At 53.9% G+C, this 16,681-nt stretch carries 13 protein-coding genes; 6 read left to right on the top strand and 7 right to left on the bottom strand.

Features of this window, described 5'->3' with window-relative positions:
- Nucleotides 1-48: 48 nt before the first annotated feature.
- The 6 genes from DP106_RS14275 to DP106_RS14250 all read right to left on the bottom strand — a co-directional run bounded on the left by DP106_RS14275 (nucleotide 49) and on the right by DP106_RS14250 (nucleotide 3,344).
- The gene (locus DP106_RS14275) at nucleotides 49-522 is read right to left on the bottom strand and encodes a hypothetical protein (RefSeq protein WP_120086401.1); all 474 of its coding nucleotides are present in this window, start codon (nucleotides 520-522) and stop codon (nucleotides 49-51) included.
- A gap of 2 nt (nucleotides 523-524) precedes the next feature.
- Nucleotides 525-1,334, bottom strand: coding sequence for an SWIM zinc finger family protein (locus tag DP106_RS14270; RefSeq protein ID WP_120086399.1), 810 nt, complete (start codon nucleotides 1,332-1,334; stop codon nucleotides 525-527).
- Between the two features lie 46 nt (nucleotides 1,335-1,380).
- Complete coding sequence (locus tag DP106_RS14265) at nucleotides 1,381-1,938, bottom strand: hypothetical protein (protein ID WP_120086397.1); 558 nt, start codon at nucleotides 1,936-1,938, stop codon at nucleotides 1,381-1,383.
- 12 nt (nucleotides 1,939-1,950) lie between these two features.
- Nucleotides 1,951-2,568: an ArsR/SmtB family transcription factor gene (locus DP106_RS14260; RefSeq protein WP_120086395.1), complete on the bottom strand. Its 618-nt coding sequence runs from the start codon at nucleotides 2,566-2,568 to the stop codon at nucleotides 1,951-1,953.
- Between the two features lie 69 nt (nucleotides 2,569-2,637).
- A complete protein-coding gene (locus DP106_RS14255; RefSeq protein ID WP_120086393.1) occupies nucleotides 2,638-3,066 on the bottom strand; it encodes an HVO_A0114 family putative DNA-binding protein in 429 nt (142 codons plus the stop codon).
- Nucleotides 3,063-3,344: a toxin-antitoxin system TumE family protein gene (locus DP106_RS14250; RefSeq protein WP_120086391.1), complete on the bottom strand. Its 282-nt coding sequence runs from the start codon at nucleotides 3,342-3,344 to the stop codon at nucleotides 3,063-3,065. The genes DP106_RS14255 and DP106_RS14250 overlap by 4 nt, the downstream gene beginning before the upstream one ends.
- A 278-nt stretch (nucleotides 3,345-3,622) precedes the next feature.
- Here DP106_RS14250 and DP106_RS14245 point away from each other — a divergent pair, with 278 nt between their 5' ends.
- The 5 genes from DP106_RS14245 (at nucleotide 3,623) to DP106_RS14225 (ending at nucleotide 13,052) form a co-directional block, all read left to right on the top strand.
- Nucleotides 3,623-4,867: a tyrosine-type recombinase/integrase gene (locus tag DP106_RS14245; protein WP_120086389.1), complete on the top strand. Its 1,245-nt coding sequence runs from the start codon at nucleotides 3,623-3,625 to the stop codon at nucleotides 4,865-4,867.
- Nucleotides 4,868-4,999: 132 nt separating this feature from the next.
- Nucleotides 5,000-5,350, top strand: coding sequence for a DeoR family transcriptional regulator (locus DP106_RS16150; protein ID WP_205738954.1), 351 nt, complete (start codon nucleotides 5,000-5,002; stop codon nucleotides 5,348-5,350).
- The gene (locus DP106_RS14235) at nucleotides 5,343-5,798 is read left to right on the top strand and encodes a type II toxin-antitoxin system VapC family toxin (RefSeq protein WP_120086387.1); all 456 of its coding nucleotides are present in this window, start codon (nucleotides 5,343-5,345) and stop codon (nucleotides 5,796-5,798) included. Before DP106_RS16150 ends, DP106_RS14235 begins: the two co-directional genes overlap by 8 nt.
- A 196-nt stretch (nucleotides 5,799-5,994) precedes the next feature.
- On the top strand, nucleotides 5,995-7,137 hold the full coding sequence (locus DP106_RS14230; RefSeq protein ID WP_120086385.1) for a Fic family protein: 1,143 nt from the start codon (nucleotides 5,995-5,997) through the stop codon (nucleotides 7,135-7,137).
- 254 nt (nucleotides 7,138-7,391) lie between these two features.
- Nucleotides 7,392-13,052 carry a TraM recognition domain-containing protein gene (locus tag DP106_RS14225; RefSeq protein ID WP_120086383.1) on the top strand — a complete coding sequence of 1,887 codons (5,661 nt, stop codon included), beginning with the start codon at nucleotides 7,392-7,394 and terminating at the stop codon, nucleotides 13,050-13,052.
- 138 nt (nucleotides 13,053-13,190) lie between these two features.
- Here DP106_RS14225 and DP106_RS14220 read toward each other — a convergent pair whose 3' ends face one another.
- Nucleotides 13,191-14,114, bottom strand: a complete 924-nt coding sequence (locus DP106_RS14220; RefSeq protein ID WP_133305170.1) for a hypothetical protein — start codon at nucleotides 14,112-14,114, stop codon at nucleotides 13,191-13,193.
- Between the two features lie 1,835 nt (nucleotides 14,115-15,949).
- On the opposite strand from DP106_RS14220, the gene DP106_RS15605 reads away from it, so the two are divergent.
- Nucleotides 15,950-16,165 (top strand): hypothetical protein, encoded by a 216-nt coding sequence (locus DP106_RS15605; protein ID WP_133305169.1) that lies wholly within the window; start codon nucleotides 15,950-15,952, stop codon nucleotides 16,163-16,165.
- The last annotated feature ends 516 nt before the right edge of the window (nucleotides 16,166-16,681 follow it).

The following is a 16,681-nucleotide window of genomic DNA, read 5'->3' as shown; positions in this document are numbered from 1 at the left end:
TCTGATCACTACGTGTCAGCAACTGGTTCTTTGAGCCAGAGTGGACAACTAGCGATGGAGATCATCCAGCGTGGTAAACCGACAGACAAGCCGATCCAGTTCGGCCACCGTCGTCTCGGGTCTGACCACGATGTCGTGCCACTCGTCTCGCGCACGGCCTTTCTGTTTCCAGCGGAGGCGATAGCCGACACTCCCGATCCTGTTGGCGTGATCCGTGTCGGTTCGTGCTTTGTCGGTCTCAAGCTCCTCACGTGTGTTCGACCAGCAGTACGAGCAGATCTCATCGGGTGCGTCGCCTTTGAACCCCGATTTATCGATGTCATGTTCGTCGACAAACACGGAAAACGGGAGTTGCTGGGATCGAAAATTGCGGTAGCCACGGCTACACATTTTCTTTCCAGAGCCGGAGCAACCCAATGATACCCCGGAATCAATCCCCGACTCGTCGCTATCGGTGTCAATGATATGAGCGACGGTACCGGTTCCGGTTTCGATCATGAATCGATCAGTCGGCTCGCGCATTGTCACTCACCGTCCGTTTCATATTGGTCTTCGAACTCCCTGAGTGCCCGCTGGAACTGGTCTGTGTTGATCGGTGGGTCGGTTGTCGTTCTCGCTTCAATAACTCCGGCGTAGGTGTCGAACTCCGCGGGCGTCGGCTCGGTCGCAAGCACACAGTTGGTGTAGCCGTCCAGTGCGCGCTGGATGACCTGCGCGTAGTGATCGTATGCGCCGTCAACCCAGTGGTATTTGGCATCGACCTCCTCAAAGATGGCCCGATAGACAGTTGCGGCGGCGAGATATCGCTCGCGGTCACGATAGGTCTCGGCCATCTCGAAGAACTTTGAGAAGTCGATTGCATCGTAGATACCCGGATCGGCGTGTTGTTCGAACAGCTGTTCGACCTGACTGCGGTACTCCTCGACCGATTTGTGATCGTCGCCGAACGTTGCGAGAAACTGCTCGCGCAGTTCCGGATGGGTTTCGAGTGCATCGCCGAGAAACTCACGTAACTCTGAGGCCGCGGTATCCGCAAGCACCTGTTTGACACTGTCGCTGTCGTCGGCCGGTGCCCCGGCAGCGATATCTAACAACACGGCGACGATGTGCTTGCAATCACCGCTACCATCGTATGGACACGTACATCGGGTGTCGGGGCTCCGACCGTCAAAGTTGATAGTGACATCGTACAGTCGTGATCCCTCAACGGTCGCTGTGATGAGGTCGTCGAACCGATTGAGTTGCTGGACGTGGCCGTCCTGATAGTAGTTTTCTCCGCGTTTGAACACCGCCTGAGTACATCGGTCGGTGATCGTATCCTCGGTAATGTTCATACAGGGGCTACAGGAAGCTCATCAAACAGCCTTCCGACAACCATCGCTAATACATCCAACTGAGACTATCAACGGTTGGAAACTCGGATTTGACTGTCTGTGGCGGATTGTAGTATCGGGATTCAATTTCGTAGTATCCAAATTCAGGTGGGATACGAGCACACGCTTTCGCTAGATTCTCGTCTGCAGTATGAGTAACCACACGGATACGTTCGTTCTCTTCAAAGAGCCGCACTGCCAATGCAACGATAGCTGCATCTCGCCAGTTGTTTGTCTCTGGGTACTTACTTCGGGCATTAAGAAAGTCATCAGCAATCTGGCGTGCTTTCACAACCGAATTAGCACTCCTGTCAAAGCCTTCACCTCGATCACCACCGAGAGGGATCGCTACTCGGAGCCAGCCTTCCGCAACTGCTGTATCAAGATATGGGTTTGCTGGTGCGTCCGCCTCACTCGTATCTGAGAGCTCGTGATAGACGACTGGCGGCACCCAGATCTCTGTATCGGCTTCTTCCACTGCCTGTTTGAGCCTTTCGAGGCGTGGGTTTGGCTCCTTGCCCAAGCTCCGAAACATCACTGTATCCGCAATATTAGCAATATACATTTTCGCCGATGCTTACTCCTCGCCGGTGTCGGCGAGCAGACTATCATTGTCAGTGAAATCAGCTGGTGTGTAGGTCGTCGGTTCTGACCCGGTCTCACCAAGATTCAGAATCGAATAGAGTGCTTCAACGAGATCGTAGGTGGTGCCCGATGAGAGGTTGGTAAGCTCTGTTATTTGGCGGATAGTAACCTCGTCCTCATTGTGTGCTTTCACCAGATCGTAGGCGAGGGCAAATGTGACGATTCCGTGATCGGTGAGCAGCCGACCAATCACAGGATACTCAGTTTGCTGTGCGATGACCTCGATGAGTTCAGGAGTAATTGAGACTTCTGTCTCACTGATTGTCACTGTCAGTTTGAACTCTTCAGCAGTATACACTGTGGTTCCTGCATCCTCACCGACTGTAGTGATAAGCCCAGCTTGCTCCAGTTTGTGGAGATAGTCATAGACCGTCTTTTTTGAAATGGATGTAGTGTCGATCAGTTCGGGCCCCGTCGTTGTGTCGTCCCGAATAGCGGTGTATAGAGCTGCGAGATCCGGATTATCGAGTAGTTCTACGAAGGTAGGAATACCTGTGACCACCCCCGGACTCTCGCCCACATTCTGGACGTGATCTGTATCGTAGCTCATCTTGTATAGAGTTACGAAACTAGAAACTATAAGCGTTTGGCGGGTTCACACGGATATGAGAGTTTCAATTCAAGCAGATGCCCCAGAAACGCTCCCGTGATCAACGGACTGTGGAAACCGAATTGAGAAATCGATGTTCTTAGCCCCATCGCGCAGTATCGGTTGCTTGCTCGAACCATTTTCATTAAATTCGATCACACCAAGTGATTCGAGCTCAGTTAGGTTTCGGTGGACTTCGCGGTAGTCCCGTTCGACAGCCTCAGCAAGTTGACGGATACTTGCTGGCTCCTCGGAGACGATTGTCTCAATGAGTCTGAGGTTTGCGGTGCGCATAAGCAGGGCAATGTCGTCGAAGTCCTCAAAGTTGACAATGGAGCGGACATCTTGTTCGATCACCTCGCCTGTCTCTCCGGCCTCGGCGCGTCGGAGCCGTTCACGTGCTGCTTGGCGGTGTTCTTCGGCCTGCTGGAACGTGATTTTGAGTGTGTTTTCTGTCATGGTTGCGTTTCGATTTTGGTGAGGAATCGGTCACGGAGTTCCATCATTCCGGGAAACTCAATTTCGGTGACTTCGGTTCCCGTGTGTCGCTCATGGCGGCCGACAGTTTCGTTCTCGTTGTCGTAGCGGAGGATCGTGCCACCGTCATCTGTGTAGCCGTGGTGAAGCGCGTAGCGGTATCCGCTCGGGTATTGAGGGTCATCGGTTCTGATGATTTTTCGCCGGATAACTCGGTTTCCAACGCGATTCTCAACATCTTCGATTACCCTATGGCCCATCGACAACATATGGTACAAATCCCATCAAAATAAGTGTATGGGATGATTCCCATATCAGACTCTCGCCCGGGAATAAAAGTTGAAATTTTGATAGAATTTTTGGTATAGCGTTATATGATTTATCACTGTTTTCACTGATTCAGCGGCTATACCCTACTTAGTGTAATGTCTGTACGCGACACCACACTCACCAAAAGTATTAGGATAGTAGAAGAAAGACTCTACTTCACGAGAATGGCCGATATCAAATCACCCCAGAACACAGCGAAGCGGTTCCCATGAGCGATTCACAGTATCAGTGGTCTCGGAAGTCACTCGACGAGTTGGTCGATTTCTATTACAGCGAGATCCGACCAGCGATACGAGAAGACGAATACGACCCAGATCACGGTCGGCCGAGTTATGAGTGGCTGGCTGACCACGGTTTCTCCGGGTTGTCCTACGCCCTCCAAGAGCAGCATGACCTCACAATCAAGGAGTTCTTCGTCGAGGAAGTGGGTCTTGGCGACGATCCCCCTGGGGACTCCGACGAGACTTCCGGATACGACTGGAGTGTGCGGAACGACGAGACGGTTACAGCGATCAAGACGTATCTCTCGACGCAACGTGATCGTGGGGAACTCGCTGAATCTACAGTGAAAAGTCGTCGCTCCCGAATAGCAGAGTACGCTCGAATCTACGAGCAGCTACATGGAGCAGTCAGCCTCACGCGAACCCTCGACGATATTGAGGAACGGCCAAGCGAAAACGACCGCTGTATGGAGGTCTTCGATGTACTCAAAGATCGACTCTCCACTGATCAATCCCGACTCAAGTATCTCGGCGATGTACAGCAGTTCTACGACTACCAAGTTCGATTCCAGGGGGCGAAGTATAATCCACTCGACGGAGCCAACGACCAGTTCCGCTGGGAGATCGACAATCCCGACAACAAGACTGTCGATGCTGAAGGAATGCGGGCGATCTACGAGGCTGCCGAGAGTATTGAGGAACAACTGTTGGTGCTCGCCCTGGGGGCGTGGGGGCTGCGTCCAAACGAAGTTGCCTCACTCACGTTGGATCAGTTCGTTCTTGACGACGGTGAAGACAACCGGATCGTCTTCGAACAGCGGAAGAACGGGCCTGGTGAGGTCGCCGTGCTGTTCGGCGTCGATGTTCTGAAACAGCGAATCATCGATCTTGACAACCCTGGGTGGGACGGGTATCTGTTTCCATCTGATCGGTCAACGACGGGTCACATCTCACCGCAGACAGTCACCAATCGGTTCAAACGACTCGCCGGTGATGCTGGTGTGACCGTTGAGGGTGAACTACCAACCGCAAAGATGGGCCGACGATTCTGGTATACGACCTACAACGAAGCCGTCAAACAGATGATGGAGGGGTTAGAGGGAATTGCCGCTGACCAGGGCTCATCAAGTACAGAGATCGTCTCTCAGAACTACCTCTCTGAAGCCGAGAAACGCCGATACCGACGGGAGTCGATGCAAGATGAACTGACCGAGGTTTTCGGAGATGTGTAACACTTCATAGAACCAACAGCAGTGTACGTATAGGATGAGTTCTTGCAGAGCCCACTTCGTAGCCATCCACTTTGGGATCACAACATGGGTATATCCACTATGGTTATTCCCATTGAGACAGTACGATCATCTATGAGTCGAGAACGGACGGAGTCCGGGCAGTACGCTGAAACAGTCACTATTGACCGTGTGCGGCAGGTTTTCAGCAGTGTTGATGGCCCAGCTGTGACAACAGCTGATATTGCAGCGGAACTCGATGTAACAGCTGAAGCTGCTCGCCGGAAATTGAACGAACTTCACAGTCAAGGGATGCTCGGCAAACGAAAGACAGCTGGACGGAATATCTACTGGCTACAGGCAGAAAGCGAGGTCAATGAGATCAATCCAGATGATCCTGTCTGGGGAACAGATCCAATTGCTGGCGACGAAACAGTGGACGAAGCCGATATTGATGACGTGCTGTATGGCGAAATAAATGAGTAGTCCTGTACAGCGATCCCCAGTCATTGTGGATACGGGTATGTTCTTTGCCTATTATTACGAGCCAGCGGAACATCATGCGCGTGCGCGTGAAACACTTGACAATATCGTCAGTGGGGAACTCCCGTATGGCCCACTATTCACCACACAAGCAGTGCTTTCAGAACTCGCCACTCTTCTCCTCCGGAAGAGCAATCATGATGAAGCGACCCGAGTGATCACTGAACTCCGCGAAAGTGAGAGCTTCAACAAACTCGTTGTTGATCGGGCAACCTTCGATGCAGCAGCCGAGCAATTTGAACAGTACGACGATCAGACGATCTCATTCGTTGATCACACCACGGCTGTCCTGGCTGCAGAACGTGATATTGACCATGTCTTAGGCTTCGATTCGGACTTTCAGACACTCGGATTCACTCGGGTTCCAATCGATACTGGCTTGAACAGTTGATTTTGGAGAAAAGCTAGTTAGGCAACATTTGAACCCACACAACAGCTTCCAACTCCGCTTGATTACTGTGCTGTTGAACCGCTTTTAAATCTACTAATACAGATTTAAATTGATTTCTATATCTATTTCTGCCTTACTAATCTACTATAATCTACTTCGTTAGATTTAGATGCGTGCCAACTCTATCCTAAGTCAAATGGATCCAACTGAATTTGAGGATGGGCCGGGCTGGATCGAACCCTATGACGGGATACCGTGTTATCAGCCTGCGGGTCTCCCACCGGAGGTCTCATACACTGACGATCTTCTTCGCGCGTACGGAGATGCGCGCTATGCACTCGGCCAACTCTCCACACTCCACGATGATATCGAGAACGAGAACCTGCTTATTGCCCCCTTTGTCGTCCGTGAGGCAGCAATGAGTTCACAAATTGAGGGCACTGATGTTACCGTCTCGGATATTGTTCTCCACAACCTCGACGATGATCCCGACCGATCCGCGGCGAACCTTCGGGATATCCGGGAAGCTTACAACTACGTTGAGGCGATCCGGACGGGATTCAATGCGCTGGACGAGGGGAGTCAGATCAACCAGTCGCTGCTCAGTGAACTCCACAAATCATTGTTGGTCGATGTCCGTGGAGAGGACAAGCGGCCAGGACATATTCGAGATGAGCTCCCGGTTATGATCGGCCCGAATAACCAACTCGAAAACGCTCGATTCGTGCCAGCAAATCCAAACAGTGTCGCACTGCTGCTTGATCAGTTGCTATCGTACATCAGAAATGGGAGCTATCCGCCGCTGATTGATATCGCCATTACTCACTACCAGTTCGAGACTATTCACCCCTTCCGCGATGGCAATGGCCGACTCGGCCGTCTGCTCATCATGTTGCAACTGTACCAGGCGAACTTACTCTCTGAGCCATATCTGTATCTATCTGCCTACTTCAATCACTATCGAACGACGTATTTCGACCGACTCCTCGCTGTAAGCCAGCATGGAGACTGGGAAGAGTGGATCACGTTTGTTCTCAATGCGATAGCTGAGCAGGCAATCGATGCCTACCAGTGTGGCGTTGATCTGGTCTCCCTCCGTGCCGACTACCGGAGTCGCTACCCCAACAGCCCTGCAGTGCGAGATGTCATCGATCACCTATTCGAAGAGCCGTATCTACAGGCCCCACGAGCCATTGAGGCTACCGGCCGGTCACGGCAAGCTGTCTATGACGCGATTGAGAAGCTCAGTTCTGAAGATATCATCGTCGAAGTGACTGACAAAGAGCGAAACAAGGTCTACAAAGCTCCAGATATTCTCGGGCTTGTCGAATCACCGTGATAATGTCCGAAATGGCGAGCAAGCCAAACACGGGTACACAAAGAATTAGAAACTTAGAGTGCACAACTATTTTGAATACAATAGCTATTTGCATGGAGTAGGTGCTAACACTGAGATATTAAAATATATACGCTCAGAATATAAAATATGGAACTGTACTGCAACCAAATATGTTTGAAACACAACAAGTTTTAAGAGAAAAATATCCAGTTGGCGTTCAGCCAGCCGGAGAGGATAATCGCACTCTCTAACCGATGGTTATCGACCTCTTTTGCTCCTCAGATGACGGCCTAGACGATGATGATCCCGACGACGACGACAATCCCGAAATAGTCGCAGACCGAGCAGCATTCGATTCACGGCCGACGACCGAACACCACGATCACACACCCACCCAAAACAAATCACTCCTTGACATGGCAACCGGAAATGACACCTCAAACACCGACTCCGATGTGCCAGACGACCAACCGACACAGCTCGATATGGTACATCAAGAGCTTGATCTACTCATTACTACCTTCCGCTCTAAACAAGTCGCCGTGAGAGAACGGCAAGATATTATCGAGAAATACGATCAAATTGTCCAATATATCGTTAATCTCGTTGGGTACAAACTTGAGCTAGTCGATCCAGAACAAAATCCGACGATGCAAGAAATGGGTGACGTATTTGCCAACCACAAACAGCACCACCTTACCCCCGACAATATTGACCATGAACGAGCTGACGATCTCCTCTTCAAAATCTACAACGAAGCCCAACACCTCCAGCAACTCATTGGTGAGAAAGACAACTTCGAATACGCCTACGCAGAAACTAGTGTCAGGCAAACCTACGGCCACGAACTCCAATCCTTCGGTATTCCAAATGGGATTGATATCGACAAGCTCCCACCCGGTGAAGACGGCGAAGAAGTCTACGCCAGAGGCCGCGCACTCACCGCAATGGAAGACCTCGCCGAAGACCCAACCTCACCACTCTGGCTCGGCGTCGGTACACGCAACGGACACGACGCATCCGTCGAAAAAGACGTACTCTTCCGACACCGCGCCATCTTCGGTCAGACAGGGTACGGCAAATCCACGCTGCTGACCAACGACGCCAAACAACTCATCCAAAGCGGCGCGGGAATGTGCTTTATCGACCCCAAAGGCGACGACAGCAAACGCCTCATGCAGATCATCCCAGAGGAACGTCTCGACGACGTACTCTGGATCGAACCCGGAGCCAACGGCGAACACCTCTCCGGATTCAATTATATCAAGCTCGGAATGAACCCCGACGACGACGGCTACGAAATCGCCCGGTCGAACCTCGTCGCCGACCTCAAGAAAATGCTCAAAATGAGCGCGGACTACTGGGGGCCGCGCATGGATCGCGTCGCCGAGAACCTCATCACCGCGATGAATATGTATAACGACCGGACACCAGACGACGCCGACGAACTCAATCTGGTCGACCTCTACTACATCCTCAAATCCGAAGCCTCACGCAAAGAATTCGCCGCTCGGTGTAAAGAAGCCGGCCTCACCTTCGTCGACGACTACACGCAAGAAATTGCTGAGATGGACAGCAAGGATCTCGAACCACTCCTCGGTCGGTTCCTGCCGTGGATCGAGAACCCCGTCGCCCGGCGTATGATCGGCTTCCGAAAGGGTGGCGTGAACATCCCCAAAGCGATCGACGAAAACAAGATTATCATCGTGCGGATGGGCTCAGAGCCACGCGAACTCAAGCAAATGCTCGGCATGGCCGTCATCCGACGGATCTGGTCACGGATTCGCTCCCGAGCCAACGAGTCCATCTACAACCGCGAACCATTCTACCTGTTCGTCGACGAGTTTGACAATATCGCCCTTGCCGACGATACGATTCCGTCGATCATCTCCGAGAGTCGTAGTTACCGGCTCTCACTCAATATCGCCAACCAGTATCCCAAGCAGTTGCCCGGTAATGTCGTCGACGCGATCACCACCAACTGCGATACGATTATTTCGTTCAATCCCGGTGACGTGCAATCGGCCAACCAGTATTGCACGCAGCTCGGCGTCGACGCCGACACACTCACCGAGGAAGTGAACTACCACGTCTGGCTCCGGACGACGCTCAAAGACAACATGGAGAAATCCGACGCCTTCCGGGCCTACGTCTACCCACCACACCCACCCAAACGGGTTGAAGATGAGGCCGAAGAAGCGATCAACGCCTCACTCCGCCGGCACGGTCGACGCCGGCGGTCGGACGAAGAAACCTACGCCAACCTGCTCTACAACGGTGGCGGCGGGAAATGGGAAACCGGCGTTGGTGCCCAAATTGAGATGGCCGAGGAAGATGAGATTGTGCAGGAACTCGAAGCCGAACTGCAAGCCGTCATGCCCGGCCCGGAGAATCCCGCCGTTCGGGACAAAGCCGACTTTGGGCAAGGCGACGTGGACGACGAAACAGCCGCCGGGATGGACACCCCCAGTACCGTCCTTGCAGACGGCGAGAGCGTCGTCGAACAGAAACAAGAGACAATCCTCGAAGCCATCTTCGCGGCGGCCGTTCGGCAAGAGAAAGAACCCGGTGCGTTCGTCACCCACGACGCAGTCATCCAAGAACTCAAACACCGTCTCCCAGACGACATCAACGTCGAACTCGCAGAGGTCGCCAACGCCTTCGAGCAACTGTCGACGGCCTACGTCGATAGCGAGCGGAGGAGTGGCGAGCAGCATATCCGGCTCACCAACAGTGGGCAAGCCAACGTATTCGATCAAGATACCGGGAGTGACGTAACCGGTGGTGGCAACGAACACCGGTGGGTGATTCGGAAATCCTACGCGATCTTCACGCGATTAGGATACATCACCGAGCGGGTCAAACAAGATGGGACAGAACTCTCCGACTTGATTGCTGACGCCCCATTCGACTTTACCGACGTGGACGACGACCTCGCCCCACAGAAGAAAGTCGAGAAGATCGAAAAACAACGCGAGCGATTGCAAGAAGAATACCCCGAAGTGTGGAATCTCTCACAAGGCAACGACGTGTCGATCGAAGCCGAGACAACCACGATCAAAACCCCCGTGCGGATGCTGACCAACCTCCGGAAAGCGGTCGACGAGGGCAACACCTGTGTCTTTGTCACCAAGGAGGGCGACGAAGAGTTTACCGCATGGGCTGAACGCGGTGAGAAGAACATCTACGAGACAGCGACATCAGACAGTGGCCCGGGGACAGAAATCCTCAGCGACACCCCGACGTTCATGCAAGGTGTTGGCCGGGACGGTATCCGCCGGTACTACAACAAGAAACAGAAGTACGCCCTCGATGAGAACCGCGATAAGATTGCCCTCCGCCCGGCCTCGGACAAACGCGGGAGTGTCTGGTACCAAGACCCAGATACCGGGGAGATTGTCTGTTCCCCAGCGAGCAATCAAGAAATCGACGACGATGTTGAGAAACTCCGCTTCGACGATATCGACGCCGTGAAAGAAGGCGACCCCACGACCGTCCCCGCCTACTACGAATACAACCCCGGCAAGAAGCAATATCAGGTCAACGCCGGTGGGAAAGAGCTCGCCTACAACTCAGCCGAGGAACTGAAAGAAGACTGGGAGCCGTTCAACGAACCGTTCATCCCCGAACACGAGTTCGACGAGCTGCCGACCGAGGACGACTGGCACTTCATCATCCTCCCCGATGCCGACAACGAGCAGTACGACCAACCACAACTCTACGAGCGTGGGGAGTGCCGGCCACTATACGACGCTATCGGTGCTGACATCGATAGTGTCGACATCAACACGTTGAGCGACGACGCCGGCGAAGATGGATACGAGGGCGAGAGCTTCGGTGACGAGGAGGGCGACCCCGAGATCGACAGTGGCGACGGCCCCGCCGAGTACACGGCAGCGGGTGACGACGAGACAGCAGCAACCGACACAGCCAGTGGGTCGGAGGATGCCACCGAAGAGGCCACCACAGATCACGCCGATCCCGAGAGTGACGCCAGTGAGAGCGACACCGAACCAGCCGATCAATCCGCGGCGACAACCGAGGAGAGCCACGATAGCCAAACCACCGACGATAGTGGATCGTCAGTAGACGCTACTAACACTGAATCCGACGCGGAAGAAAGTACGACCGAGGGGGCGACCGGAGAGACACAACCCACGGATGGGCAACAGCAACAGTCACAGGCGGGCGAGCAGACAGCCCATCAACAGCAGCAGTCCCACCAACAGGCCGAAGAGCAGCCACAGGACAGTGAGCCTTCGGCGTCGAAAGCCGAGATCGTCACGCAAATCGATCAGCTGACGATCAACGGTGAGCCACCATCACCCACCGCTTTCGACGAACACCCACAGACGGCCCCCTTCGACGACGTACTCGCCCACTTCGGGAGCTGGCCAGCCGCCGTCGACGCGGCAGTCGGTGGAACCAGTAGTCCAGAGCCGAGCGAGAATGCCACCGGTGAGAATACTGGAACGACAGCAGACACGACCGCCAAGAGTGACTCTGTTGACGACACACCCGGGGGGAGTGCCGAAGAAACACCATCCGACGACGGTGACGACAACGACAACGCAACCACCACCGAGAACGAGACTGACGACGACGGAGATGTCGATATCCCCGACAAGTGGGTTAACCCCGGCGAACTTGCTGACCACCCTGATGTCACCATAGAGATCGATCGCATCGGACAGATCGGGAATGGGAGCAAACCAACCGACGAAGAATACCACCAACTCGAACGCGTCATCAGAGGCATCGATCAAGACCTCGGGAAATGGATAGAAGAGAAAATCGACCTGAAAGACGTGATCGGAACCGGCGGCGACCCACCAAATCGGATGCAGGACGACGACGGTGAACAGAACGACGACAGTAGCGACAGCAACACTACCGAAGAGGGAGCTACTGACTCTGACCCCGACGCCGAGACTGTCGACGACGACCCAGAGCCATCCGAGGGCGAGGACAGAACAGACGAAACGCCCTCTTCGGAGAGTGAGCCAACGCCCGCCGATCGTGAGACGGTCGAGGACACGGCTGCCACAACCGACACTACTGCTAGCGGCGGTGGCACAACACCCGACGAAGCGAATAGCCAACCCGATCAGGACACATCGACGGAGACAGAGACAGAAATCGAATCGCTGTATGATATCACCAGCCTCAGTGATATCGATGGCGTACCGATATCAGAGATAGCCGACATGACTAATACCTCCAGAGGTGAGGTCATCGAATACCTCAATAAGATCAAATCCAACCAAGCGGGGGCCACTAACGGCCACGCCGACCCACAAGAGGAACCAACAGGCAGCTCTGACACTGGCGCAGCGACAAACGGCCACAACCCCGACACCGCGGCGAACGAGACACAGCCATCTCCCGACGATCCATCCGACCCCGACCCTGATCGACAAGCAGAGCCACAACAGGACGAATCAGCCACATCCAAGGAGGAAACACCTTCGGGAGAATCACAGTCGCGTCAGCAGTCCACCGACAGCGACAGCACCGCGGCGAACGGATCGACGAGCCAGTCCACGTCGGCATCGACAAACGGAGCAGCACCGAAGTCAGACGGGACAGAATCGATCGTGAGGGTAACTGCGCCAGTGAGAACCCGGAGTGACGAGACAGCGGCCACCGACACAGGAGAATCGACGACCGACGGTGAGCCAGCCGACGAGGAAGCACAGGCCAGCCAGCAGCCTTCCGAACCGCACGGCACCGCGGAGAACGAGACGACGGCCCAATCCACCTCTCCATCGACGAACGGAACAGAACCGGAGTCAGACGGTGCAGAATCGATCACAGATATGAGTGCGTCAGATACCACGCCCACCACCGACGAAGGCGATCGTGATGACGAGGACGAGGATGATGGGACTGGATTCAACAATCTCCCCGGATAGTAATCAGCTACCACACCCAACCTATCCCTTACACCGGAGCCGGCAAAGAGTAGTATTGACCACCCACTTTCTACTCCCACCTACAGAGAAGATCGACACCAACCAACGAACCCAATAGCAGACTGAAAGCGATCTCCGCTACGTGCTATCCGGGGGCGAGATATCAGCATTCGTTGTCTCACTCCCTGTCTCATCTAACTCGGCTTGCCCATCAGAACCATCACCCTGAGCAGCCGACTCTTCTTGTTGTGGGATCGACCCCCGACTCACATCGCTTATCTCTGACCCCCCACCGACCTCACCAGTCCCGTTCAACCCACGCTCAATCGCAGTAAGCACATCCTCTTGAGTCTCGGCTTTCAACTCATCAGTGATCGTCTCTTGCAGCACCAGCTCCCGAACATCGACACCGAATACCTCCGACCACAGCATGAACAACACCGGCGAGAGATTCAACGTCCGACCGATATCTTCAGCTGTTTCAGTATCTACCGCCCCCCACTCGCCATCGAGTCGCGCTTCCAACTCATCCAACTGCTCGTTGAACCGTTGAATATTTCCTTCGACCATCGACTCCAACTCATCAATCCGCGTCTGTACCTGCTCTAACTGGCCGACGACCTTCCCGGCACTCACTTCATCCTCCTCACCAAACTCCGTACTCTCAATCGCGTCGAGCCGGGCACGCAACTGTTTGATCTCCTCTTGATCGATCGTCTCCGTGCTACTCTCCTCACGCTCGTCTAACGCCGATAGGACACGAATCCCTTTGTCTGTCAACTCTGCGGACTTCGGCCCGAACTTTCTGCCCTCAACACTCGGCGGATGAACAGTAATCAACCCCATTCCATCTTCACCCAACCCGGACTGTGAGAGCCGATACTCAACAGAATCTTTCGACACTCCACTCACCTTCGCAATTAGTGGTTTGTTCGCCGGCATTTCAGCTCGATCTGACCCACTGTACTTTGCCGGTGCGCTGTTGATATCACGGATCGCTCGCATCACTTCCTTCTCTTTGTACTTCAGCTCACGACTGAGGGAACCTAATACGTCTCCCATATCCACCATCTTACACCCCACCCATATCAGTTTAACCCCACAAACTACAGACCCCATTTGCTATTCGAAGGTTTTCCAAGCCTTTGCTCTACATCTTCTGATAGAACACCTTTTTCCACCCTCTTTGTCTCACAACCTTTGATAGCAAACCTTTGTCAGAGTCTTTGCTCTACATTCTCTGATAGCATAGCCTTCTAACACCCTTTGTCTCACACCCTCTGATACAACACCATGTTCACATCCTGTTTTTCACAACCGTTGATATCACAACCTTCTAACACCCTTTGCTCTACATCTTCTGATAGAACAGCCTTTTGCATACCCTTTGTCTCACAGCCTTTGATACAACACCATGTTCACATCCTGTTTGTCACAACCTTTGATAGAACAGCCTTTTGCATACCCTTTGTCCCACAGCCTTTGATAGCAAACCTTTGTCAGAGTCTTTGTTCTACATTCTCTGATAGAACACCTTTTTTCACCCTCTTTGTCTCACAGCCTTTGATATCAAACCTTTGTCAGAGCCTATTTCGAAATAGACTCTGTCATTATAGCTTTTTCTAAGCCTTTGTTTCACATCCTTTGTTATTTTATCCTTTTAAAATGGTTTGCTGTAAGAGGGTGTTGTATCAAAGGCTGCTAACATGGTTTGCTGTTTGGGGGTGTCCCCCCTTGGGAACAAACCCGCATGCGGCCCCCCCGTGGGCAAGGGTAAGAAGGTGGAATAGAGAGTGAGAGTGAGTGGGCCGGGAGGTACCTTGCTGCGGGCGAGAGAAGTGGGAGTGAGAGTGAGCGATAGCATAACTGGGTGTCAGGCGAACAACGACTACTGGGGTGTCGGCAGAGCAACAACAAAACAGGGGTGAGGTATGAGTGCGACAAAGTGGGGGTCTGGCTTGGCTGCAACAAAACGGGGGTCGAGTGCGACGACGACGCGCCGGGCAGCCGCCGGCGACGGCGAGAGAAATGTGGGGGTCGGGTGTGCGACGTGGATGGGGCCAGCCGGCGCAAAGAAAACACGCATAGTTCCCGGCCGACAAACAGTGGTCGTGGTGGTGACGACACAGTGTTCCGAACCCACCGGTCGATCGAACGCGAAGAGAGCCGCAAGAAGGCTCCGGGCATCACGGTTCCCAAGCAGAGAGTAACCGAGCTGCATCACTCGTCGAAAGCCAGTGGTTCCCAGTTGAACGCGTCAGAGGAGTGCTGGTTGCCAGTGACTCGTCGATCCTATCGGAGATCGTCACGCAGTGCAGTGCGTCAGCATCGAAGCGAACGCAGTCAGCGAGGAACAAGGCGAACCGAGAGCGTCGAACGTGTCGGAGCAACGAGCAGGGAACGTGTGGAACCGTGGAACGTAGCAGGAGACAACGAGGAGTGTGAGAGCATAGTGAGTGTCTCGACGTGGAACATGGCGAAGAGCGATCGGTGGATAATCGTGGTGGTGTCGACACTGTGGGACACCCATCAGAGTAAGACCCTACTGTAAACAAAGGGGGTAAGAGTTGGAAGGGGTCAGCATAGACGGTGGTAAGAGATAGAGGAGTACCGTAGAGAGGGAAGGGTAAAAGCTGGGAGGAGAGATGGACAGTGGGGTGTGTCGTGCGGTAGTGGTGGAAGTGACGGCTGTTTCATATCGCACACGGGGGGTGGAGAGGAAGATCACCACCGGATCAATGTCGTTTGTTGCTGGTTCTACACCCATGCAAAAAGATGGAAGTGGGGCCAACACGATAAAGTGGAAACCACAAGACAACACGACGATAACGGCGATAACAACGATAATAGCGTGAGCGACGAGTGCGAACAGTATAACGCGATACGACAACAACACGATGACGACGACAAAGCGCGGGAGAGCAGGCGCGATAAGAGCAATACCGACGTGGAACGAAGAACAACGCCGGGAGCGACGAAAGCGACAACAGGAAGCGAACAACGTGGAACGACTGGGAACCGCCGAAAGAGCAATCGAAGGAACCCGAGAGCAACGGCGACCACCGAAAGCGATCAAGCCGGGAGTGACTGGAGTAAGCGGCGAGGAACTGTGAGCTACGTGGGACACCCAGTGAGAAGTACAAGAGATGAGAGGAGAGAGAGAGAGAGTAGAGTGGGAGTGGAGTCAGAGCGTAGAAGCGACACAGGCGATACCAACGTGGAACGGCTGGGAATCGCGGTGAGAGCAGCGAGAGCGTCGAAGGAACCCGAGAACAACAGGAACGCCGGGAGCGAGGGAAGCGATCAGGCCGGGAGTGACGACTGTGGGAGATGTGGCGGGATCGAGAGCCGGGGAGTCGGGCATCGAGTGTCGGGCGTTGGGAGTTGGGCGTTGGGAGTCGGGGATCGTGAGCCGTCGAACGGTGGTCGAGAGCGTCGATAAGACCGGGGAATCCGGGTGTTTGCATCAGTGCGTACAATACTGTGAGTGCGTATATGGGTCGATAACCGCGGGAGAGCGTCGGAATCGTGGCGATACCCCGCTGCGAGTGATCCGTGTGGGCGTGTTTTGTGGAACGCTCATCCCGATACATTGTAACATAGGAGTTTCTCGAACCAATCTTCGGGTG

Source organism: Halonotius pteroides, from assembly GCF_003605635.1.
GTDB classification, from domain to species: domain Archaea; phylum Halobacteriota; class Halobacteria; order Halobacteriales; family Haloferacaceae; genus Halonotius; species Halonotius pteroides.
Note: the sequence above shows the minus strand (reverse complement) of the source record. Positions and strands in the feature narration are given on the sequence as shown.

Coding starts and splice junctions, on each gene's coding strand:
- DP106_RS14275 (WP_120086401.1), bottom strand. CDS start 522: ATGCGCGAGCCGACTGATCGATTCATGATCGAAACCGGAACCGGTACC.
- DP106_RS14270 (WP_120086399.1), bottom strand. CDS start 1,334: ATGAACATTACCGAGGATACGATCACCGACCGATGTACTCAGGCGGTG.
- DP106_RS14265 (WP_120086397.1), bottom strand. CDS start 1,938: ATGTATATTGCTAATATTGCGGATACAGTGATGTTTCGGAGCTTGGGC.
- DP106_RS14260 (WP_120086395.1), bottom strand. CDS start 2,568: ATGAGCTACGATACAGATCACGTCCAGAATGTGGGCGAGAGTCCGGGG.
- DP106_RS14255 (WP_120086393.1), bottom strand. CDS start 3,066: ATGACAGAAAACACACTCAAAATCACGTTCCAGCAGGCCGAAGAACAC.
- DP106_RS14250 (WP_120086391.1), bottom strand. CDS start 3,344: ATGGGCCATAGGGTAATCGAAGATGTTGAGAATCGCGTTGGAAACCGA.
- DP106_RS14245 (WP_120086389.1), top strand. CDS start 3,623: ATGAGCGATTCACAGTATCAGTGGTCTCGGAAGTCACTCGACGAGTTG.
- DP106_RS16150 (WP_205738954.1), top strand. CDS start 5,000: ATGAGTCGAGAACGGACGGAGTCCGGGCAGTACGCTGAAACAGTCACT.
- DP106_RS14235 (WP_120086387.1), top strand. CDS start 5,343: ATGAGTAGTCCTGTACAGCGATCCCCAGTCATTGTGGATACGGGTATG.
- DP106_RS14230 (WP_120086385.1), top strand. CDS start 5,995: ATGGATCCAACTGAATTTGAGGATGGGCCGGGCTGGATCGAACCCTAT.
- DP106_RS14225 (WP_120086383.1), top strand. CDS start 7,392: ATGGTTATCGACCTCTTTTGCTCCTCAGATGACGGCCTAGACGATGAT.
- DP106_RS14220 (WP_133305170.1), bottom strand. CDS start 14,114: ATGGGAGACGTATTAGGTTCCCTCAGTCGTGAGCTGAAGTACAAAGAG.
- DP106_RS15605 (WP_133305169.1), top strand. CDS start 15,950: ATGACGACGACAAAGCGCGGGAGAGCAGGCGCGATAAGAGCAATACCG.